Below are 21,175 nucleotides of genomic sequence, written 5' to 3' on the forward strand. Positions count from 1 at the left end.
GGGGATGGGGCACCGATGACCGTGGGCATCGCCGTCCAGCAGGAGATATCCCTGCGGAAGCGTTTGCCGCTGCGCCATTTTCGGCAGTTGCACGGACCGGATGTACGACATCTTTTCCATCGGCCGCCGGAGCCCTTCGGTGACAGCACCGATCGAGATCTACTCGCAATAGCTTTGGGGGCAACGCTTTACGCGCCCGCGACGCGGCCGGACCTGGCGGAGACGATCCGCAAGCGGGCCGAACGCGGGGTGTGTTCGATGGTGATCGACCTGGAGGACGCGGTCGCCGACGACGAGGTGGAATTCGCCAAGGGGCAGGCCGTCGCCGCGCTGAACGTGCTGGCCGAGAGCATGGAACCGAATCCGCTGGTGTTCGTGCGGGTGCGCGACGCCGACACGGTCAACGAGATCGTCGATCAGCTCGGGATCGGCGCGGCGGTGCTGACCGGTTTCGTGTTCCCCAAATTCGACAGTTCCACGGGCGCGAAATACCTTGACGCACTGGAGGAAGCGGCCGAACGGCTACAGCGGCCGGTGTACGGCATGCCGGTCCTGGAGTCGAAAGCCCTGGTGCACCGCCAGACTCGGGATCAGGAGCTCACCGAGATCGCGGCGCTGCTGGCCGAACACCGCGAGCGGGTGCTCGCGGTGCGGGTCGGCGCCACCGACATGTGCTCGACCTTCGGCATCCGCCGCGACCGCGACCTGACCATCTACGACGTGCGGGTCGTCGCCGACGTGATCGCCGACATCGTCAACTACCTGGGCCGCGCCGACGGCACCGGCTTCGTCATCACCGGGCCGGTGTGGGAGTACTTCGCCGACCACGAGCGCATGTTCCGGCCGCTGCTGCGCAGCGCGCCGTTCGAGGAATCCGACGCGGTACCGTTCCGGCAGTACCTGGTGAGCCGGGACCTGGACGGTCTACTACGTGAGATCACGCTGGATCGGGCCAATGGCATCCAGGGCAAGACCGTCATCCACCCCTCGCACGTGGCCGCGGTGCACGCCCTGTCGGTGGTGACGCACGAGGAGTACTCCGACGCGCTGGACATCCTGCAGGTCGAGGTCGGCGGGGTCGCGGCCTCGGAGTACCGGAACAAGATGAACGAGATGCGCCCGCATCGCAGCTGGGCGCACCAGACGCTGCTGCGGGCACGGGTGTTCGGTGTCGCGAACAAGGGCGTGTCCTTCGTGGATCTGCTGACGGCGCTGGTGAAGGTATGAGCGGGCTACCCTGGGCCACCCGAGAACTCGGGATCGAACTGCACCATTTGCGGGCGCATGCCGCCGAGTTGTCGATTCCGGCGCTGATCAAGCCCGGGCTGCGGCGTAACCCGCGGCGCGCGCACCTGCTGGTGTCCACGGTGCTCGGCAAGCATCTGCCGACCGATCCGCGGGTCGTGCTCGACGCCGGCGACCGGCTGGGCGACCTGGTCCGCGCGGCAGTGGGGGAGCAGGAGGTGGTCGTCCTCGGATTCGCCGAGACCGCGACGGGCCTCGGGCATATCGTGGCCGCGCGCATCAGCGCCGGTTGCTACCTGCATTCGACGCGCCGCGACGTGGCCGAGGCGGAGACGCTCACCGGATTCGAAGAGGGGCATTCGCATGCCACCTCGCATCTGCTGCAGCCGATGCCCGCCGAAATCTTCATGAACGATCAGCCGCTGGTGCTTGTCGATGACGAGATCTCCACCGGGGCAACGGCTATCGACGCGGTGCGTGCCCTGCATGCCTTCGCCCCGCGCTCGCACTACGTGCTGGCCTCGCTGGTCGACATGCGTACCGAGGCCGACTGCGAAGCGTTCGAGAAAGCGGCCGCCGATCTGGGCGCGCGCATCGACACAGTCTGCCTGGCCGCCGGACGCACCATGCTGCCCGAGGGCTTGATCGACGCGGTCACCGCGCTGCCCGATCCGGAGCTGAATCCCGTTGCTCCGCAACGTGGGTCGTTTACCCGACTCGAATTGCCTTGGCCGTCTTCGGTTCCCGAAGGTGGACGGCATGGAATCCTGGATTCCGACACCGCCTCGTTCGAGGCCGCGGTTGCCGCCGCCACCGCGGTGGTGCGGGCCCGACTGGCGGCCGCGGCCCCCGGCCGACCGGCAATCGTGCTCGGCCACGAGGAGCTGATGTACCAGCCGCTGCGGCTGGCGGCGGCGCTGGCCGAATCCGGTGTTCCCACCCGTTTCCAGACGACGACCCGCTCGCCCGCCTACGTACTGGACGAGCCCGGCTACCCGCTGCGTCGCGGATTCCGTTTCACCGCACCGGAACCCGATGCCGAAGCCCCCCGCTACCTGTACAACGCGCAGTGGAGCCAGGACCTCGACGCCGAGCTCGAGGCGATGACCGGTGTCACGCCGACGGTTCCGGTTAGAGCTGACGCCGTGCTGGTCGTCGTTATCGACAAGCCCGCCGACACCACCGAACTCATCGCCGAAGGCGGCCTGGTCGACGTACTGACCGCGTCCGGATCCGATGTCATCGTCGCGGTACTGCCGGGCGCGGATCCGCGTGAGTTGCACGAAGAGCGCACGGGTGCGTCGGCCGCTCCAGCCGCTCCAGCCGCTCCAGCCGTGTCGGTGCCGGCCGCCACCGCCGCGGCTACCGCCGACCAGCGTGTACCCGCAGAGCCCACCCGACCGGCCGACAACGGCGACAAACCGGCTCGGATCGATGAACGACCTGGCCGCGGTGCCGCGCGCCAGGATGGAGGACGAGCCGTGACTTCATCGACCGCCCCGCGACTCACGCTGGAACTGCCTACCCCGCTTTATGGTCCGGAGTTCGGTTCCTATGCAGCCGAAGAGGTTTCGTGGCTGCTCAAGGACCTGTCCGGTGCCGACCTCGAGGCCGACGTAGCCGAGCGCGAGCAGCGCATCCAGGCGGGTGAGGCGCATTACGCCGAGTCGCTGCCGATCGAGTTCCAGCCGGACGCCGCCTATCGTGAGCTGTTCGAACAAGTACTCGAGGCGAGCGCGGAACGGTTGGCGCTCGCGGTGGCGACGGTCTCGGAACTTGTGGTGGCCGAACGGGGCGAGGGCATCGTGCTGGTGTCGCTGGCGCGCGCGGGCACTCCGATCGGGATCCTGATGAAGCGCTGGCTGAAGTCTGGCCGCGGCGCGGGTCAGCCGAGCCTGGATGTCCCGCACTACGCCGTGTCGATCGTTCGTGGTCGCGGCATCGATGCCGTCGCGCTGGATTACCTGGCCCGCCACCATGATCCGGCGTCGATCGTGTTCGTCGACGGCTGGACCGGCAAGGGCGCGATCACCCACGAGCTCAACGACGCACTCGACGCCTATCACGCCGCCGGCGGTGCGCGCTTCAACGGTGAACTGGCCGTGCTCGCGGACCCGGGGCACTGTGTGCGCACCTACGGCACTCGCGACGACTTCCTCATCGCCTCGGCCTGCCTGAATTCGACGGTGTCCGGGCTGATTTCGCGCACCGTACTGAACGACACCCTGATCGGGCCCGGCGATTTCCACGGCGGGAAGTTCTACCGGGATCTGGCCGGGGACGATGTGTCGGGGCGACTGCTCGACACCGTCAGCGCGGCCTTCCCCGCCGTGCGCGATCGAGTGTCCGCCGAGCTGGCCGCGATTCACGCGAGCGACCGCACGCCGACCTGGTCCGGCTGGACCTCGGTGGAGAAGGTGCGGGCCGAGTACGGCATCGCCAGCGTGAATTTCGTGAAACCCGGTGTCGGCGAGACGACTCGGGTGCTGTTGCGGCGGGTGCCGTGGCGGGTGCTGGTCCGGGAAGCCGACGCTCCCGAGCACGCGCATCTGCGCCTGCTCGCGGCGGCGCGCGGTGTGCCGGTGGAAGTCGTTCCCGACCTTGCCTATTCGTGCATGGGACTGATCAAGGAAGTGCGTAAGTAATGCTATTCAGCAGACCGCGAAGACAGACCCTGGTCGCCACCGATCTGGACCGCACCATGATTTACTCCCGCAATGCCATGACGGTCGGGGCCGAGGTGCCGACCGTGTGCGTCGAGCATCTCGACGGCGACCCGCTCTCGTTCATGACCACGACCGCCGCGCTGCGCATGCAGTCACTGACCGAGCCGGCCGCCGTGATTCCGACGACCACCCGCACCATCAAGCAGTTCGACCGGATCAAACTCCCCGGCGCCCCATGGCGTTACGCCATCACCAGCAACGGCGGCAACATCCTGGTCGACGGAGTCCCGGACCTGCGCTGGCGGATCGACATCGACACCAAGGTCCGGACCGGCGGCGCTACATTGTCCGAGGTCACCGCCGAACTCCGGGCCCGCATCGACGATTCCTGGGTCACCAAGTTCCGGGAAGCCGATGACCTGTTCTGCTACCTGGTGGTCCGGCCCAAACTGGTTCCCGAAGGCTTCCTCGCCGAATGGGACGCCTGGTGCCGTGCGCACGGCTGGTCCGCGTCGCAGCAGGGTCGCAAGATCTACGCGATGCCGCTGGCGGTCTGCAAGAGCCGCGCGGTCGCCGAGGTCCGGCGGCGGCTCACCGAATCCGGCGAACTCGTCGCGGGCGCAACTACTCTGGCGGCCGGTGACGGCGCGCTCGACGCGGAAATGCTGCGTGCCGCCGACGCCGCGATCCGGCCCCGCCACGGCGAGCTGGAGCAGCTGAACTGGACCAGCCCGAACCTGACCATCACCCAGGCCTCCGGCATCCTCGCCGGTGAGGAAATCATCAACTGGCTGATCCAGGAATCTCCGGCCGCCGCGGCCTGACATCGTCCCAGCATGGGCTTCGGCCGGGACTCAGGCACGCGGTAGGGGCGTGCAGCTGAGTCCCGGCTGAAGATCGCCGCGGCGAGGAGACTGTTTACTTCTGGCCGAGGGCCGCGCTACCGGACTCGATGAGGTCCTGCAGCGGGTTACCCGCGGTGCCGCCGACCTCGACGTTCTTGTTCAGCAGCTCGATCGCCGGCTTGTTCACGGTGCAGCTCTCGCCTTCACCGACGAACAGGTGGACCTGCACGTTGTAGGTGCCGGGTTTGATGTCCGCGAGCACGGCGGAGGGCTTCTCGTGCGTCAGGATGGCCTGCTGGAGGCGATCGTCCAGCATGACCGTCCCGGACCAGCACTTGTCATCGGTGTTGTTGATCGAGACAGTGATGTTGTCCTTGCCGCCCACCGCGTCGGCGGTCCGCGCGGCGGACGCGGTGCCCGCGAACAGCGTGATCGCGGCGGCGGCGAGGGCAGTGGCTCCGGTGGCTAGCTTGAATGTACGCATAGTCCCTTTAGTAACCAAAAATGCTCTTGTTTAACAAGATTCGTCCTACGGCGCGCTGAACAGGCCCTTTTCCAGGGTCGGCCAGGACGACTTCAGGTCATCCTGCCAGTAGCCCCAGGAGTGCGTGCCGCTGTTGCGGTAGACGAAGGTGGCGGGGATGCCGAGCTGGTTCAGGCGGTTGTTCATGTTCTGGTTGGACCAGTTCACGCCCGCTTCGATGATGCCGCCCAGCGCAACGGTTTTCGGGGTTTCCTCCGGGGATTCCATGCGGAACTTGCCGCCCGGCTGGTCGTACTCGCCCGGGATGCCGTTGCCGGTGGAGAAGAACAGGTGGGTGCCGCGCAGCTTCTCGGCGTTGACCATCGGGTCGTTCGCGGCCCACAGCGGGTTGTTGAAATCGCCCCACATGTTCTTGGTGTCGCCGCCGCCCCAGGTCTCCACGGTCAGCTTCACCATCTGCTGCCCGATCGGGTCACTGACCTGCGCGATGCCGCTGTAGGTGGCGACGCTGCGGAACAGGCCCGGCTTCTGGATCGCGAAGTTCAGCACCGAGGTGCCCGTCATCGACAGCGCCGCAACGGCATTGACGCCGTTGGTGCCGAGCGCGGCATCGATCAGCGCGGGCATTTCCTCGGTGACGAAGGTCTGCCACTTGTTGACCCCGAGCACCGGGTCCGCCGCGATCCAGTCGGTGTAGAAGCTCCACGCCCCGCCGACGACCTGCACCACATTGATGTTCTTCTCCGCCAGGAACTCCAGCGCGTCGGTATTGCGCTTCCAGGAGGCGTCGTCCATGCCGCCGCCGGCCCCGTTGAACAGGTACAGCGTCGGGCGCGGCACCGAGGTGTCGGCGGGCCGCAGCACGTCCACCGAGACGTTCTTGTTCATGGCTGTGGAGAAAATCTGCATCCGCACATTGCGGCTGTCCTTGGTCGCGATCTTGTCGACGTAGGACCCGTCCGCGGATTTGATCGCGGGCTTGATCACGCCGGGATTGGTGATCACCGGATCCGCCGTGGCCGGCGCCACCCCGACTCCGAGCGCGACCGCGCCTAGTAGTGCCGCCAGCGCGATCCGCTTGCCCCGGTGGTGCGACATCCGCCCCTCAATTCTTCGTACAGCGATAAAAATCTGGTCCGATGATCAGATCGGCTCTCACTGTAGCGTCGTTAGAGCCCGATCCCACCCACCGGAATTGGGGGGCCTCAGCGCCCGTCTCGCAGCGAGACCAGCCCGCCGAGGGTGCCCAGGTAGGCGGTCCCATCGGGGCCCAGCGCGATGCCCGCGTAGTTGTTGTTGAAGCCGACTCCGCTGCCGGACAGACGCTTCCACACCAGCTCGCCGGTGCGGAAGTCCAGCGTGGTCCAGTACCAGGGATCGGTGGCCTGCGTGCCCTTGGTGTAGGTGTAGATCAGGCCGGTGGCCAGCGAGAGCTTCGGCACGACGGTGGGCGCGGCCTCGGTGCTGTTGGTCCACACCAGATGGCAGCCGTTGCCGTCGTCGTCGATGTCGACGCGAGCGAAGCCGGGCGTGGTGGTCGCGCCGAGCATGGTCGCGTCGGGGCCGGTGTAGCCGTAGTTGTTCTCGACGATCAGCGAGCGGCCCGCGCCGATCAGCGAATTCTCGGTGCTGCTCGCGCCGCGGTCGAACACCGGGACGCTGCAGACCTGACGCTGCGCGGCGTTCGGGGCGGTGCGGTACACCACGACGTTCATCGGGTCGGAGTTGTCGGTGATGGCGACGAAGCCGTCGGGCAGGACGGTCGGGGTCGTCCCGGTGCCGTCGTCCACCTGGCCGGGCTTGTGCTGGCCGCCGTTGGCGTAGGTGACCCGCCAGGTGATGGCCGGGGTCTTGCCGGGGCCCGCGTCGAAGCGCAGCAGTTCCCGGTTGGTGGCGACGTAGACGTCCCCGTTCGCCCCGACCGCGAACGAGTTCTGGATCTGCCCCTCGGCGCCGTTGCCGAGCCGGATCACCTGTGTCGCACCGGTTTCCAGGTCGAGCGTGCCGACCACGCCGCTGGCCTTGGCGACGAACCAGAGCAGTCCGTTGGCGTCGGGCAGCGCGGAGTTCAGGGTCTCGCCGGGGCGCAGCACGGTATTCAGGTCGTAGTCGCGCACCAGGGTGAAGCCGTTGGCGGCGGGGTTCTCCGCGAGGACCAGGATGTGGCCGGTGGCGGTGCCGACGACGGCGCGGTCCTGTTTGTCGACATAGAAGTAGGCGCCGCCGCCGAAGTTGGTGAAGGCGCCCGGTTTCAGCAGGTCGACGGGATTCTTGCCGGGCAGCGGGTACTTGCCCAGCACCTGCAACGACCGTGGATGGATCAGATACAGGCCGGGCTGGGCGCCGATGCAGGTGGCGATGATGCGCCCGGCGCGGTCGAAGGCGACCGAGCCGCACTCGCTCGCCAGGAACAGCGAATTCACCGTGGTGCCGACGCCCAGCGGGCCGGGCCGGGTGTAGGTGTCGCTCATCCAGCCGTCGTTGTGGATGCCCGCGTTGCCGTTGGGCGCCAGGAACGGATGCTGCGGGATCGCCGGAATTCCGAGGATCGGGTCGGCGGTGGCCGGGTCACCGAGGAATTCCGGCACGTCGAGCGGCGGAACCGAGGGGATCGGTCCCGCGCCCGCGCTCGCCGGAACGAGGAAACAGGTGGCGAGGGCGGCGGCGACGGACGCCGCTCGACGCAGGAACTTCGGTGACACGCGCCACACGCTAACAGTCGACATGGGCAGTTGACCAACAGTCTCGGTGGGTGAGACTCGAGGATTAGTACTGCTGCTGGCCCTGCAACTGCTGCATGATCGTGGCCTGCAAGCGCTGTAGCCCGCTGGGACCGATTCCGCTCTGCAATTGCCCCTCGATGGTGCGCACCAGCATCGCGTCGTTCATCACCTTCTCGCTGGACTGGATCAGCACCGTGCCCGCGCCGGTGAAATCGAACTGGCGCTCCTCCCCGGAGGTCGCGCCCATCCGGGCCGCACCCGCCGCCAGGAAGCTGGTGATCCAGCGCTGGTCGTAGTGATGACTCGGGGACGGGCAATCCGCCCAGCCCACCAGCGATTCCGGGTCCACCCGCAGCGGCGGCTCGGCGAACATGACCGGCCCGTTGGAGGAGGCGAGGAACTTGCCGGTGCCGATCAAGGTCAGGAAGCCCGGCACGATGGACTGATTCAGTGACAGCCCCGGCTCGAAGGCGAGCAGGTTGGCGGCGCGGACGGTGAGGTTGCCGTCCTCGAGGTCATAGGAATTGATGTTGTAACCGCGGTCGCCGATGATCAGCTTGCCGTGCCCCTCGGCGACCACGTAGTCGCCGGTGAACAGCGGCGCCGAGAACTGCTGCGACACCATGTGCATCAGCCCGCCCTGCAGGCCGTGGGTGAGCATCTGGAACTGAATCTGCCCGTAGTAGGCGATCATCGCGCCCTTGCGCGTGAACCACGGCTTGTTCAAATCGATGCAGTAGGCGTAGTCGTTTCCCGGGATATTGTCGCTCTCACCGAGATTCATGGGATTGAAGATTTGCGCCATGGTTTACAACTTCTCCTCGGAGGCCTGCACGTACACGACGCCTTGTCCGGCGCAATGCAATTGCATCGCCTCGCCGGACCCCTTGCCCACCGCGTCGCGCCAGCTCGCCGCCGACTTCAACTCGGTCTGCACATTGCCGTAGGCGGCGATGAACGCCTGCGGGTCGACGACGACCGGATTCGGCCCGCCCACTTGCAGTTCCAGGAAACCGCCGTGCGCCAGCAGCACCGCGGCGCCCTGGCCGGACAGCTGGGTGGTGAACATGCCCTGACCGGTCAGCGCGCCGGTGGCCGCGCCACGCAGCGCGCCCATCAGGCCACCGCCGCCTCCGCCGCCTCCGCCCGAACTCATCACCGAGACAACCGAACTCTGCAACGCTGCGGTATTGGCGAGCAGGCGCGAGGCCTCGACCCGCAACATCGCGCCGGGCTGCATCTGGACCACATGCACCTCCAGCCCGGCGAACCCGTAATGCACCTCGCCGTGGCCCTGCGCGAGCATGGTGCGCTCGTGCTCGCCCGCCATCATCCGCCCGGCCATCCGCATCAGGCCGGCACCGCCGCCCATCTGACCGGCGCCCGGGATCTGGTGTGGTGCGAAGGAGACATCGCCGGTGTAGAACAGCATCGCGCCGTTGCGCGCGACCACGCCGCCGGCCATCCCGACATTGACCTTGACGACCTTGCCGTTGACTTTCTCGAACATCGTTGCGCCCTTACCGTTCCGCCGGCTGGATCAGAACCACGCCCTGGCCGTCCCACCTGATCTGGAACGCCTCGCCGGAGCCCGCGCCGACCATGTCACGCCAGCCCATATTGCTGGTGATGAACGAGGACTGCACATTGCCCTGCGCGGCCACGAAGGCGTCCGGGTCGACGATCAGCGGATACTGCGGCGACACCTCGAGGTGGATCAGCGGCCCGCCGGCCGACAGCAGCGCGACCTGACCCTGACCGGTGACCGTGGTGGTGAACAGGCCCTGCCCGCTCGACGCGCCGCTCACCCCGGCGAAGCGCACATCGGTGCGCAGATTCCCGGCGTAGGCGAGCAGTTGCTGCGATTCCACCTGCAGCGTCTCGTTGTTGAGGTTCACCACGGTGACGTCCTGGCCGTTCACCGCGAAGAAGACCCGCCCATGGCCCTGGCATTCCATCAGCGAGAGTTTCTCGCCGGTGGCACGGCGCTTCATTCCGGCGAGCACGCCCTCGCCGCCGCCGAAACCGGCGGATTTGAACTGCACATTGCCTTCGTAGGCGATCATCGAACCCGAGATCGCACGCATGGAGGTGCCGTTCAGTTGGGCCTCGATGACCTTTTTGGATTGCTCTAACAGTTGCGCCATGTGGTGAGTTGCCTGCCCCTTGTCGACCGCTACGGCCGTCACCCTAACGGCCGCAGTCCGAGATCGTCTATCCACTGGCCGCCTGTTAACGCGTTTGCTCCGGCGGGGACCACCACATTTCTCGTAGAGTGACTATCGAATGCACCGACAAGCGAAGGGTCTACCTTGTCCGCAACACTCGCCAAGGGCCAGAACGGTCCCCTGGCCACCAACGATGTGGTGATTTCCGTCCAGCTCGCGGCGCCGGCCGACCTGTCCGCGCTGCTGGTGACCGAACGCGGCAAGGTCCGCACGGACGCGGACTTCGTATTCTTCAATCAACCCAGCGGTCCCGGCGTGAACCTGCAGCCCGCGCCCGCCGGACAGCCCGCTTCGCTTGCGGTGTCGCTGAATTCGGTGCCGCCGGACATCGATCAGATCCGCGCCGTGATCACCCTGGACGACGCTTCCAGCAATTTCGGCCGGTTCGCGCCGCCGACGGCGATCGTGTCGGATTCCAGCGGTAATCGGTTGTTCGAGTACCAGATCACCGGATTGCAGAGCGAGTCCATCGTGATCGCGCTGGAGCTGTACCGGCGCCAGGGCTCCTGGAAGGTGCGCGCGGTCGGGCAGGGCTACGCCGGCGGTTTCGCCGCGCTGGTCACCGATCACGGTGTGACCGTGGAGGATTCCGCTTCCTCGGCCGCCGCTCAGGCCGCCCCGCCGCCGCCGCCGGTGAGCCCGCCGAGTTACCCGCCGCAGCAGCCGCCCCAGCAGCAGTACGCGCCGCCGCCCGGCCAGGGCTACCCGCCGCCGGCCCAGCAGGCCCCGCCGCCACAGCCCACCGGCGAGGTCAGCCTGAGCAAGGACCGCCCGGTCAGCCTGGTCAAGGGGCAGAAGGTCACGCTGCGCAAGGAAGGCGGCGCGGCGCTGACGTTCGTGAAGATGGGCCTGGGCTGGGACCCGGTGCAGACGCGCGGCATGTTCGGCAACCGCACCGTCGACATCGACCTGGACGCCTCGGTGATCATGTTCGCCGACGCCAACCCCGCGGATTACGCCTACTACGGCCAGCTTTCGTCCAAGGACGGTTCGGTCCGGCACCAGGGCGACAACCTCACCGGTGAGGGCGAGGGCGACGACGAGATGATCCTGGTCGACCTGACCCGCATCCCGGCCCACATCAGCACCCTGGTCTTCGTGGTGACCTCCTACAAGGGCCACACCTTCGAGCAGGTGCAGAACGCGTTCTGCCGCTTGATCGACGGCACCAACAACGCCGAGCTCGCGCGCTACACGCTGGCCGGGGGCATGGCGTACACCGCGATGGCGATGGCCAAGGTGTACCGGGTCGGCGCCGACTGGAAGATGCAGGCGCTCGGCGAGGGCTTCCAGGCCAAGCATCCGGGTGAGGCGATTCCGCAACTCGGCCGGTTCCTGTCGCCGAACTAGCCACTTCGTCGAAACAACAGGGCAGATCACGTGATTCAGCTCAAAGCCGGTCAGAACACCGCGCTGGCCTCCGATGTCCTCCGGTTCAGTGCGAAAGCCGCGGCGGCACTGGATGTTTCCGCGCTGGTGGTGGCGGAGAACCTGCGGGTGTTCGACACCGGCGACTTCGTCTTCTACAACCAGACCGCCACGGCGGGAGTCGATCTCACCGGCGACGAGGTGACGGTCACGCTATCGCAGGTCCGCGCCGACGCCAAGGCGGTGCTGCTGGTGGTCAGCGCCGATCCCGCCCCGCTGGGCGGGCTCGGCCCGGTCACCGCCACGCTGTCGGAGAACGGCACGGCGGCAGCGGAATTCACGATCGCGCCGCTGGCGGGGGAGACCGCGCTGATCTGCCTCGAGGTGTACCGGCGCGGCGCGGCGTGGAAGGTGCGCGCCGTCGGCCAGGGCTACGCCGGTGGTCTCGCGGTGCTGCTCACCGCGCACGGCGTCGAGGTGGATCACCCCGGCCCGGACGCGCACGTGCAGTCCGCGCAGGCCGCCACCCCGCACGGCGGCGACCACGGCGCCATCACCGGCCCGCAGGCCGGGGCGCCGCTGGAGATGTCACACGGGGTGGAACGCCTGTGGATGATCTTCGAGGACGCCGCCCGCTCGGCCGCCGCGCTGATCTCCGCACGCGACTACGCGACCGACCGCCTCGACGAGGAGCTGTCCGCCGCCGTCTCCGATCCGGCGACGCGCAACAGCCCGGCCGGCGAGGCCGTCCGGCAAGCGGCCCACCAGCGCTACGACGACCTGATCGCCACCGCGGAGGCGAACCATCGGCGCGACAGCGAGCACCTCATCCAGGAGCTCGCCGCCGCCGACGACCAGCTGCCGCCCGCGCTGGCGTCCTGGGATTCGGCGTCCTGGGATCGCCCGGCCGCCAAGTCCGACGGCATCCGCCTGGGCGAGCTGTACGCGGACGAGCGTGGGCCGCTGCGGATTCCGTACTGCGTACCGGTGCCGCTGACCCGGCCGCTGTGGATCGATACCGAGCACTCCGCGGCCGTCGTCCCGGTGGTCGGCGCGCTGCTGGCTCGTTTACGCGCCGCCGATCCGACCCGCCGCTGCCGACTCGACGTGATCGACCTGTCCGGCGCCTTCACCGGGTTGATCGCCCCGCTGCTGCCGCTGCTGAACGGACCGGTCGTCACCGACCACAGCGAGATCTCGGCCCGCATCAAAGCTCTCGCCGACCAGGCCGAGCTCGCCGAAATGGCGTACTCCACCGACAATTTCACCCCGCCGACCGAGCACCGGGTGCTGATCGCCGCGGACTTCCCGCACGGCTACCAGCCCGTCGACGCTCAGCGCATCGGCGCGCTCATGCTGCGCGGCGACCTGATCGGGTTGTCCATCATGATCGTCGGCACCGACGAATCCGAGTCCGAGGACGAGACCATCGCGGTCCTGTCCCAGGCCAGCCGGCATCTGCCGACGCTGGTCGACACCCCGATGTTCGACCCGTGGACCGGCAGCGCCTGGCACCTGGAGCTGGACCTGCTGCCGCCGGACCCGCATCGGCAGGCCCGGCTGCTGCGCGTCGACTAGCGGCCGGCCGGCTCGGTGGTCCGGGCCGGATGGTGGTTGCGCACGGAATCCCACGGCCGCAACCACACCGGCAGCCAGGCGAGCAGGGGGTCGCCCGCGCGATCGACGATGCCGCCGACCGGATCGTCCACGAAATCGCGGCGCACCAAATCCTGCTCCGGCCGGTAGATCTGCCACACGATCAGCGCGCACAGACCCAGCACGGCGATGTCGCGCAGCAGCACCGTGCCGGTGAACCACTCCTCGGGCAAGCCTTTTCGATCCAGCCCGAGGTAGTAGAACATCCGCGGCGCCCACACCAGGGCGTCGATCGTCATCCACGCCAGCAGGATTCGGCGATGCGGCAGCGCGAGCACGGCCAGCGGCACCAGCCACAACGAGTACTGCGGGCTCCACACCTTGTTGGTCAGCAGGAACGCCGCGACCACCAGGAAGCACAGCTGCGCCAGCCGCGGCCGCTTCGGCGCGGTCAGCGCGATGTAGGCGATGAGCAGGCAGGCGGCGACGAACAGCAGCAGCGAGACCAGGTTCAGCACGGACGGCGCCTGACCGTGCTCGAGTTCGCCGTCGAGCCCGGGCCAGCCGGTGAACGAGGTGATCACGTTGTAGATCGAGTCCGGGTCCGCGTGCCGGGTGGTGTTGAGCCGGAAGAACTCCCGCCAGCCGTCCGGGAACAGCAGCGCGATCGGCAGATTCACCAGAATCCAGGTCCCCAGCGCCGCGCCCACCGCGACGCCCGCGGCGCCGAGCGGGCGCAGGCTGAGCCGCTGGACCCGGGCGGGGGTTTCCCGGATCCAGGCCAGCGCCGCCGCGGCGCTGTCGATATCCCGCAGCCGCAGTCCGGGTCGCGCGCTCGGCAGCCGATGCAGGGGATCCACGCGCAGGCACAGGATCACGATCGGGCCCAGCAGCAGCAGCGGATACAGCTTCGCCGCGCCGCCGAGTCCGAGCAGGACGCCCGCCAGCACCGGCCGGCGGCGCGCCCAGGCCAGCAGGCCGGTCGCCGCGAAAGCTGTTGCGAGTGCGTCGAAATTGGTGAACGCGTGCACGATCACCAGCGGTGAACAGGCGATCAGCGCGACGTCCCAGACCCGCCGCCCGGCCAGCGTCGCCGAGGCCCACACCGTGATCAGCCAGGCCAGCGCCAGACCGAACGCGATCACATTGAAGTAGAGGACGACCTGTAGCGCCCCCGGCAACGGCGACGCGTCCCAGGACTTGGCGATCTGCATCCCCAGGTACTGGTACAGCCCCGACAGCACCGGGTATTCCATGTACCGCGTCTCGACGCCGCCGTCGGGCGTCTCCTCGGTCCACCACTTCTTGTACGGGAACGCGCCCTCGTCCAGCCGCTCCGCGCCGTAGAGCGGGACGGTGTCGGAGTAGCACATCGCGGTGTACTGGCGGCCGTTGTTCCAGTCCAGCATCGGCCGGCCGTCGGCGGCGGTGGTCTGCTGGATACACGGCGACTTCGCGGCCCAGCCGAACGCCAGGAAGATCACGGTGAACAGGAACAGCACCCGCAGCGGCGTCCAGAACCGGGCGCGTCCGATCAGCGCGTGGTCACCGACCGGACCGCCGATGACCGTCGACAGCTGCGCGGTCAGCGAGTCGTTGCGACTCGGCCGATCCCGCGCGTCGGCCGAGCGCAGATCCGGCGCCACCGGGCCGGCCGACACGTAGCGCGCACCGTGGTTGTCCACCTCGACGAGCTCCTGCCCCCCACTGGAGCGCGGCACACTCCCCTTCGTCCGCGCGTCCGTCAGTTGCTGATCCACGGCACCCGAGGTTACAGGCGCATCAGAAGACACCCGCCGACAACCTCGGGGCGCCTACCGATTTCGGGTCGTCGGTTGGGTGCCGTTGCCGTTGCCGTTCCCGTTGTTGGGACGGTTCGAGTTCGTCGTGGTGGGTTGCGAGCCGTCGGTCGGCGCGACCGGCTGACCGGGCAGCGGGCCGGCGTCCGGGGTCTCCGGCGTCTGCTGTTGCTGCTGCTGCTGTTGTTGCTGCGGCTGCTGGACACCGGGCACCGGGATGGTGATGCCGGGCAGGATCTCCACCTGGCTCGGGACGATCACCGGCGGCACGAACTGCTGCTGGGTGGAGGACGGCGCGGTGTAGGGCGCGGACCACTCCGGGACACCGGCCTGGCCCTTGATCGGGGCGGGCTTCGGGAAGGTCTCGTTGGTGGTGCCCGAGAGGGCGCCGTCCATGGTGGCCTTCCAGATGTCCGACGGCAGGCCGGAGCCGTAAATCATGCCGCCCTGGTAGTTCTTCAGCGGATCGCCCTGCTCGGTGCCGACCCATACCGCGGTCGACAGTGAGGGGGTGTAGCCGACCATCCAGGCGTCCTTGTTCGCGCCGGTGTCGCCGAGCTGGGCGGTGCCGGTCTTGGACGCCGACTCCCGGCCATTGGCCAGGTTGTGATTGCGCGACCACGCGGCGATCGGCTTCATCGCGGCGGTGGCGTTGTCGGCCACGGCCGCCGAGACGCGCTGCTCGCCGGCGACCTCGCCGCGGTCGAGCAGGACGTCACCGTCGGCGGTGACGACCTTGGTCACGAAGTGCGGTGCGTGGTAGACGCCGGAGGCGGCCAGCGTCGCGTAGACCGAAGCCATGTCCAGCGGCCGGGCCTGGTACTGGCCGAGCACGATGCCGTTGTTCGGGCCGGAGCCGTCGGACTCGCTCAGCGTCTTGGCGACGCCGGGGATGGACTCGGGGATGCCGAGCTTGTGGCCCATGTCCGCGATCTTCTTCGGACCGTTGCCCATGTCCAGCTGCATCCGGTAGAAGCTGGTGTTCAGCGATCGCTTGAGCGCCTCGGCGATGGTGCAGGTACCGCACTGCTCGCCTTCCACGTTCGTGATCTTGATGCCGTTCACCGTCAACGGGGAGCTGTCGTACATCTGCGAGAGCGGGATGCCCTGCTCCAGGTTCGCGGCCAGGCCGACCACCTTGAACGACGAACCGGTCTGCAGACCCGCGTTGGCGAAGTCGTAGCCCTGGCCGTCGGTGCCGCCGTAGTAGGCCTTCACCGCGCCGCTGCGCGGATCGATGGACACCACCGCGGTCCGCAGGTTGTCGGGTTCGCCCTGCATCTTCTTGGTCGCGGCGTCCACCGCGGCCTGCTGCATCTTCGGGTCGATCGTGGTGGTGATCTTCAGGCCCTGGGTGTTGAGCTCGTGCTCACTGATGCCGGCGGCCGAGAGCTCCTTGAGCACCTGCGATTTCACCAGGCCCTCGGGTCCGGAGTCCTGGGTCTTGTCCCGGACGGTGGCCAGCGGCACCACGGTCGGGTACTGCATGCCCTGCCGATCGCCGCTCTTCAGGTTGCCCATGTCGACCATGCCGTTGAGCACGTAGTTCCAGCGCGTCTTCGCGCCCTCGGGGTTCTTCTCCGGATCCAGCGCGGAGGGCAGCTGAATGGTCGCGGCGAGCACCGCGCCCTCGGCCACGCTCAGTTCCTGCACCGGCTTGCCGAAGTAGGCCTTGGCCGCCGCGTCGATGCCGTAGGCGCCGCGACCGAAGTAGATGGTGTTCAGGTACGCGGTGAGGATCTCGTCCTTGCTCCACTGCCGGGCCATCTTCGCCGAGATGACGAGCTCGCGCAGCTTACGGGTGTAGGAGCGTTCGTCGCCGACCATCGCGTTCTTCACGTACTGCTGGGTGATGGTCGAGCCGCCGCCGGCGCTTTCCTTGCCCAGCAGGTTGTCGCGGGCGGCGCGGGCGAAGCCGGAGATGGAGAAACCGGGGTTGGTGTAGAAATCCCGGTCCTCGGCGGCGATCACCGCGTTGCGCACATGCGGCGGGATCTGGTCGATGGTGACGTCGGTGCGGTTGCCCTCCGGCGGCACGACCTTGCTGAGCACCGTCTCGCCGTCGTTGCCGTAGATGTAGGCGACCTGATTGTTCTTCAGGTCACCGGGTTTGGGCACCGACACCGCGGAATAGGCGATCAGGAACGCGGTGCTCGGCACCACGATGGCCAGCGCCATCAGCACATACAGGGTGCGGCGCACGATCTTCCACGGCGAGCGCTTGCGCTGGGCGGGACGGCGCTTGCCGGGCCCGTCGTCGCCGCCGTCACCACCGCGGCCACCGCGGCGCGGCGGGGGACCGGACGGCGGACCGCCCGCGGTCACCCGGCGCTCGCCGGAGGTGGGGCCGTTCGGACGGCCGTTGCGACCCGTGCGTTCGACACCTGGACGATTCTCGCGGCCGGTGCGTTCGACACCGGGACGCTCGGTCGCGGGGCGCGGCGCGGTCACCGGTCGCGAGCCGGTCGCGGCCCGGCCGCCGGCGCCCGCCTCCGGGCGCCGATTGCGTTCGGCCACAGCCTCGCTCAACGAGCCCGGCCGGCCCGGCTGCGGAAGCTTCTGGGTGGCTTGCGGATTGGGCGCGCCCTGCGGGGGACGACCCTGCGGCGGCCGGCCCTGGGGCGGCTGGCCCTGGGGCGGCTGGCCCTGGGGCGGGCGGCCTTGCGGGGGCGGACCCTGACGCGGCGGCTGCGGCCCACGCGGCCCACCCTGCGGGGGCGGTGGATTCTGGTCACTCCGCGGGCTCCGCTCCCGCGGATCCCGCGCGTGCGGCGGGGGCAGTGGACGAAAACCGGGCGGCGGGCCCTGACGTCGCTCCGGTGAGCCGGGACCCGGATGTGAACCTCGCTGTGGACGGCCGCCGTGCGGTTCATCGCCGTAGGGGGAAGTCTCGTAAGGCGAATTCACTGACAAGATCTCCATAACTCGTATCGGACTGCGTGCGGGCGTTAGGTCATTCGGCAGCTGTGCGCCGGTTCGCGCGGCGACGCGTGGGCGCCGGAGCGGTGCCGAGCACATAGGACTGCACCAGATGATTCCAGCTGCAGGTCCGGCAAACCTCGACGACATGAACCGAGAATTCCGCGCGCGTCTCGGCGAGACGCGCCAGCTCCTCGGGGGTACGAGCGGACCCGGCTGCCGGTCCGAGCTCGTCGCCGTAGACCCAGGATACGAGTGTCAGCTGCTCTTTCCTGCAGATAGGGCACGTAACCTCGCTCCCCCGGCCGTGGAACTTGGCCGCACGCAGGAGGTAGGGATTTGCATCACATACCTCGGCCACGCCTACCCGGCCCGCATACACGTCAGCCAGCAGTGACCGGCGCCGGAGCGCGTAGTCGACCACCTGCCGCTGAATAAGCACGGACCCCAGAGTACTGGTGAACCAGGAGTGCTGCCCTGGCCAGAGTGAGCCGTGGCCTGGAGGTGCGGACAACTATATCGGCGCGATATAGTAGGCAATCGCATCTGTTGGTTAGGTCTGTACATCAGTCAGGGGGTGAAGCCCGATGCTCGAACTGGCAATTCTCGGGCTGCTCCTCGAAGCGCCCATGCACGGCTACGAGTTGCGCAAGCGGCTCACGGGTCTGCTCGGGCCGTTTCGGGCCTTCTCCTATGGGTCGCTCTATCCGACGCTGCGGCGCATGCAGGCCGACGGATTGATCGACGAGGAGAACGTCGCGGGCGTCACGATGCGCCGCGCGCGACGGGTCTATCAACTGAGTCCGCAGGGGCGGGAACGGTTCACCGAACTGCTCGCCGACACCGGCCCGCAGAACTACACCGACGACGGCTTCGGCGTCCACCTCGCCTTTTTCAACCGCACCCCCGCCGAGGCGCGGATGCGCATTCTCGAGGGCAGGCGCAGGCAGGTCGAGGAACGCCGGGAGAGCTTGCGGGAGGCGATCAAGAAGGCCAGCGGGTCGCTGGATCGCTACACCAAGCAGCTCCACCAGCTCGGTCTGGAATCAAGCGAGCGCGAAGTGCGCTGGCTCAACGAGTTGATTGCGGCGGAGCAATCGACGAACGCGGCACCACAGAAAGAGGGAAACACCGGCCATGAGTAGTGAAGGTCAAAAGCAAGTTCGCGTGGCCATTGTGGGCGTTGGCAACTGCGCCTCCTCCTTGGTCCAGGGCGTGCAGTACTACAAGGACGCGGACGAGAACTCGACCGTTCCCGGTCTGATGCACGTCAAGTTCGGCCAGTACCACGTTCGCGACGTGAAGTTCGTCGCCGCGTTCGACGTCGACGCCAAGAAGGTCGGCTTCGACCTGGCGGACGCCATCTTCGCGAGCGAGAACAACACCATCAAGATCTCCGACGTGCCGCCGACCGACGTGGTCGTGCAGCGCGGTCCGACCCTGGACGGCATCGGCAAGTACTACGCCGAGACCATCGAGCTGTCCGAGGCCGAGCCGGTCGACGTGGTCGCCGCGCTGAAGGCCGCCGAGGTCGACGTGCTCGTCTCCTACCTGCCGGTCGGCTCGGAAGAGGCCGACAAGTTCTATGCCCAGTGCGCCATCGACGCGGGTGTGGCCTTCGTCAACGCGCTGCCGGTGTTCATCGCCTCCGACCCGGTGTGGGCGCAGAAGTTCGTCGACGCCGGCGTCCCGATCGTCGGCGACGACATCAAGTCGCAGGTCGGCGCGACCATCACGCACCGGGTGATGGCCAAGCTGTTCGAGGATCGCGGTGTGCAGCTGGACCGCACCATGCAGCTCAACGTCGGCGGCAACATGGACTTCAAGAACATGCTCGAGCGTGAGCGCCTGGAGTCCAAGAAGATCTCCAAGACGCAGGCCGTCACCAGCAACCTGAAGAAGGAACTGGGCGCCAACGACGTGCACATCGGCCCGTCCGACCACGTCGGCTGGCTCGACGACCGCAAGTGGGCCTACGTGCGCCTGGAAGGCCGCGCCTTCGGCGACGTGCCGCTGAACCTGGAGTACAAGCTCGAGGTGTGGGATTCGCCGAACTCCGCGGGCATCATCATCGACGCGGTGCGCGCCGCGAAGATCGCCCTGGACCGCGGCATCGGCGGCCCGGTCATCCCGGCCTCGGCCTACCTGATGAAGTCCCCGCCGAAGCAGCTCGCCGACGACGTCGCGCGCGAGCAGCTGGAAGCTTTCATCATCGGCGCCGAGTAAACACTGCTGAACAGAAAACCGGCCGGAGGCGAAATGCCTTCGGCCGGTTTCTTTTCGGTCCTGCTCAGTCGAGCGAGACGTACACCTCGACCGAGGTCGGCCCGGTGTAGCGCTCCAGTTCCGCTCGGTGCGAGCGCGTGATCTTGCCTGCCGCTTCGGCTTTGGTGACCTGCGCCCACGCGGTGCGCAACAGGTCGTAAGGCTTGTCGGAGACAACGAATTTGGCGTAGCGGCCGGTGGGGATCCGGGTCAGCACGTCACCGGCGTCCACCTCGTCCAAGCCGCGCACCTCGTAGCCGAGCACGGCCACGGCGTGATCGTTCTGGCCGATGTAGGCGGCCATCCGGGGTACCGCCTTCTCTCTGGAGAGGTAGCGATCCCAGGTGAAGTTCACCAGGTCCAGATCGCGGTTGGTCACTTCGCGGCCCGCCAGCGGAATGGTCAGGCCCGCGACCAGGCTCTCGTCCAAGGTGACAATCTCGAAGTCCACGGTTCTACCCCTCGCCCTGGTCGTCTGCCAGCGCCACGAACACCTCGGCCGTGCGCGAATCCGGATAATGCTCCAAGTCTCCGGTGTAGGAGCGCACGAACTTGCCCGCCGCCTCGGCGTCCCACACCGCTCGCCAGATGCTGACGACGGTGTCGCCGAGGTTGTCACCGCTGGCGGTGAACCGGGCGAACCGGCCCGCCGGCACCCGGGCCAGCACGTCGCCGGCCTGGAGATCGTCCAGGCTCTTGCAGCGGTAGCCGACGATATGGGTCAGATACGAGTTGATCTCCGGCGCGTGGTCGACGTACGCGGTGGTCGGGGGTCCGGGCAGCGTGCGCGCCATGGTGCGTTTCCACGCTTCTTCGACCTTGACGCGGCGCGGACCTTCGACCGCGAGCGCCGGGCTGCGAAGTACTGTTCCCGCCACCAGCGTCTCGGGACGGTCAACGACATTGAAATCCACCGGCGTTGCCCCTATGTCTAGTCTGTTTCGCTTAGCGGCGCTCCGGAAGCCGATGCTCCGGGCCTTCCTGGCTCGTCGTTCGCGCCGCTGTTCGTCGCTCGAGCGCCTATCCTTCCGCATCCT

At 67.9% G+C, this 21,175-nt stretch carries 18 protein-coding genes; 7 read left to right on the forward strand and 11 right to left on the reverse strand.

What is annotated here, in order from left to right:
* Positions 1 to 15 precede the first annotated feature (15 nt).
* From AB0M14_RS18110 to AB0M14_RS18120, 3 genes are read left to right on the forward strand one after another with little or no spacing between them, the layout of a single operon-like run.
* A complete protein-coding gene (locus AB0M14_RS18110; protein ID WP_364996143.1) occupies positions 16 to 1,227 on the forward strand; it encodes an HpcH/HpaI aldolase/citrate lyase family protein in 1,212 nt (403 codons plus the stop codon).
* Complete coding sequence (locus tag AB0M14_RS18115; protein ID WP_364996146.1) at positions 1,224 to 3,890, forward strand: phosphoribosyltransferase; 2,667 nt, start codon at positions 1,224 to 1,226, stop codon at positions 3,888 to 3,890. The genes AB0M14_RS18110 and AB0M14_RS18115 overlap by 4 nt, the downstream gene beginning before the upstream one ends.
* Complete coding sequence (locus AB0M14_RS18120) at positions 3,890 to 4,735, forward strand: HAD family hydrolase (protein WP_364996148.1); 846 nt, start codon at positions 3,890 to 3,892, stop codon at positions 4,733 to 4,735. The genes AB0M14_RS18115 and AB0M14_RS18120 overlap by 1 nt, the downstream gene beginning before the upstream one ends.
* Before the next feature lie 94 nt (positions 4,736 to 4,829).
* Here the strand turns inward: AB0M14_RS18120 and AB0M14_RS18125 are convergent, their stop codons facing one another.
* From AB0M14_RS18125 to AB0M14_RS18150, 6 genes are all read right to left on the reverse strand, one after another.
* Positions 4,830 to 5,240 carry a hypothetical protein gene (locus AB0M14_RS18125; protein ID WP_364996151.1) on the reverse strand — a complete coding sequence of 137 codons (411 nt, stop codon included), beginning with the start codon at positions 5,238 to 5,240 and terminating at the stop codon, positions 4,830 to 4,832.
* Positions 5,241 to 5,285: 45 nt separating this feature from the next.
* On the reverse strand, positions 5,286 to 6,338 hold the full coding sequence (locus AB0M14_RS18130) for an alpha/beta hydrolase family protein (protein ID WP_364996154.1): 1,053 nt from the start codon (positions 6,336 to 6,338) through the stop codon (positions 5,286 to 5,288).
* Between the two features lie 107 nt (positions 6,339 to 6,445).
* Positions 6,446 to 7,942, reverse strand: a complete 1,497-nt coding sequence (locus AB0M14_RS18135; RefSeq protein WP_364996157.1) for a hypothetical protein — start codon at positions 7,940 to 7,942, stop codon at positions 6,446 to 6,448.
* A gap of 64 nt (positions 7,943 to 8,006) precedes the next feature.
* Entirely contained in the window at positions 8,007 to 8,768 is a 762-nt protein-coding gene (locus AB0M14_RS18140) for an AIM24 family protein (RefSeq protein ID WP_364996160.1), read from the reverse strand.
* A gap of 3 nt (positions 8,769 to 8,771) precedes the next feature.
* Entirely contained in the window at positions 8,772 to 9,473 is a 702-nt protein-coding gene (locus AB0M14_RS18145) for an AIM24 family protein (protein WP_364996162.1), read from the reverse strand.
* Between the two features lie 10 nt (positions 9,474 to 9,483).
* Positions 9,484 to 10,110 carry an AIM24 family protein gene (locus AB0M14_RS18150; RefSeq protein ID WP_364996165.1) on the reverse strand — a complete coding sequence of 209 codons (627 nt, stop codon included), beginning with the start codon at positions 10,108 to 10,110 and terminating at the stop codon, positions 9,484 to 9,486.
* A 165-nt stretch (positions 10,111 to 10,275) separates the two neighbouring features.
* On the opposite strand from AB0M14_RS18150, the gene AB0M14_RS18155 reads away from it, so the two are divergent.
* Positions 10,276 to 11,541, forward strand: a complete 1,266-nt coding sequence (locus tag AB0M14_RS18155) for a TerD family protein (protein WP_364996168.1) — start codon at positions 10,276 to 10,278, stop codon at positions 11,539 to 11,541.
* Between the two features lie 30 nt (positions 11,542 to 11,571).
* Positions 11,572 to 13,137 carry a TerD family protein gene (locus AB0M14_RS18160; protein ID WP_364996170.1) on the forward strand — a complete coding sequence of 522 codons (1,566 nt, stop codon included), beginning with the start codon at positions 11,572 to 11,574 and terminating at the stop codon, positions 13,135 to 13,137.
* On the opposite strand, the gene AB0M14_RS18165 is transcribed toward AB0M14_RS18160, so the two are convergent.
* From AB0M14_RS18165 to AB0M14_RS18175, 3 genes are all read right to left on the reverse strand, one after another.
* Entirely contained in the window at positions 13,134 to 14,840 is a 1,707-nt protein-coding gene (locus tag AB0M14_RS18165; RefSeq protein WP_364998919.1) for a glycosyltransferase 87 family protein, read from the reverse strand. The two genes, AB0M14_RS18160 and AB0M14_RS18165, sit on opposite strands and share 4 nt — an antisense overlap.
* A 129-nt stretch (positions 14,841 to 14,969) precedes the next feature.
* Positions 14,970 to 17,132, reverse strand: a complete 2,163-nt coding sequence (locus tag AB0M14_RS18170) for a transglycosylase domain-containing protein (RefSeq protein ID WP_364998921.1) — start codon at positions 17,130 to 17,132, stop codon at positions 14,970 to 14,972.
* A gap of 775 nt (positions 17,133 to 17,907) precedes the next feature.
* Positions 17,908 to 18,297 (reverse strand): DUF5318 family protein, encoded by a 390-nt coding sequence (locus AB0M14_RS18175; RefSeq protein WP_357329852.1) that lies wholly within the window; start codon positions 18,295 to 18,297, stop codon positions 17,908 to 17,910.
* Positions 18,298 to 18,460: 163 nt separating this feature from the next.
* On the opposite strand from AB0M14_RS18175, the gene AB0M14_RS18180 reads away from it, so the two are divergent.
* Both AB0M14_RS18180 and AB0M14_RS18185 read left to right on the forward strand, forming a co-directional pair.
* Positions 18,461 to 19,018: a PadR family transcriptional regulator gene (locus tag AB0M14_RS18180; RefSeq protein ID WP_364996172.1), complete on the forward strand. Its 558-nt coding sequence runs from the start codon at positions 18,461 to 18,463 to the stop codon at positions 19,016 to 19,018.
* Complete coding sequence (locus tag AB0M14_RS18185; protein WP_364996175.1) at positions 19,011 to 20,099, forward strand: inositol-3-phosphate synthase; 1,089 nt, start codon at positions 19,011 to 19,013, stop codon at positions 20,097 to 20,099. Before AB0M14_RS18180 ends, AB0M14_RS18185 begins: the two co-directional genes overlap by 8 nt.
* A 64-nt stretch (positions 20,100 to 20,163) precedes the next feature.
* Here AB0M14_RS18185 and AB0M14_RS18190 read toward each other — a convergent pair whose 3' ends face one another.
* A complete protein-coding gene (locus tag AB0M14_RS18190; RefSeq protein ID WP_364996178.1) occupies positions 20,164 to 20,589 on the reverse strand; it encodes a GyrI-like domain-containing protein in 426 nt (141 codons plus the stop codon).
* A gap of 4 nt (positions 20,590 to 20,593) precedes the next feature.
* Entirely contained in the window at positions 20,594 to 21,052 is a 459-nt protein-coding gene (locus AB0M14_RS18195) for an effector binding domain-containing protein (RefSeq protein ID WP_364996181.1), read from the reverse strand.
* Between the last annotated feature and the right edge of the window lie 123 nt (positions 21,053 to 21,175).

Source organism: Nocardia sp. NPDC051832, from assembly GCF_040681285.1.
Lineage (GTDB): Bacteria > Actinomycetota > Actinomycetes > Mycobacteriales > Mycobacteriaceae > Nocardia.

Excerpts from the sequence above, each read along its gene's own strand:
- AB0M14_RS18110 (WP_364996143.1), top strand. The coding sequence starts at position 16 with ATGACCGTGGGCATCGCCGTCCAGCAGGAGATATCCCTGCGGAAGCGT.
- AB0M14_RS18115 (WP_364996146.1), top strand. The coding sequence starts at position 1,224 with ATGAGCGGGCTACCCTGGGCCACCCGAGAACTCGGGATCGAACTGCAC.
- AB0M14_RS18120 (WP_364996148.1), top strand. The coding sequence starts at position 3,890 with ATGCTATTCAGCAGACCGCGAAGACAGACCCTGGTCGCCACCGATCTG.
- AB0M14_RS18125 (WP_364996151.1), bottom strand. The coding sequence starts at position 5,240 with ATGCGTACATTCAAGCTAGCCACCGGAGCCACTGCCCTCGCCGCCGCC.
- AB0M14_RS18130 (WP_364996154.1), bottom strand. The coding sequence starts at position 6,338 with ATGTCGCACCACCGGGGCAAGCGGATCGCGCTGGCGGCACTACTAGGC.
- AB0M14_RS18140 (WP_364996160.1), bottom strand. The coding sequence starts at position 8,768 with ATGGCGCAAATCTTCAATCCCATGAATCTCGGTGAGAGCGACAATATC.
- AB0M14_RS18145 (WP_364996162.1), bottom strand. The coding sequence starts at position 9,473 with ATGTTCGAGAAAGTCAACGGCAAGGTCGTCAAGGTCAATGTCGGGATG.
- AB0M14_RS18150 (WP_364996165.1), bottom strand. The coding sequence starts at position 10,110 with ATGGCGCAACTGTTAGAGCAATCCAAAAAGGTCATCGAGGCCCAACTG.
- AB0M14_RS18170 (WP_364998921.1), bottom strand. The coding sequence starts at position 17,132 with ATGGCGCTGGCCATCGTGGTGCCGAGCACCGCGTTCCTGATCGCCTAT.
- AB0M14_RS18180 (WP_364996172.1), top strand. The coding sequence starts at position 18,461 with ATGCTCGAACTGGCAATTCTCGGGCTGCTCCTCGAAGCGCCCATGCAC.
- AB0M14_RS18185 (WP_364996175.1), top strand. The coding sequence starts at position 19,011 with ATGAGTAGTGAAGGTCAAAAGCAAGTTCGCGTGGCCATTGTGGGCGTT.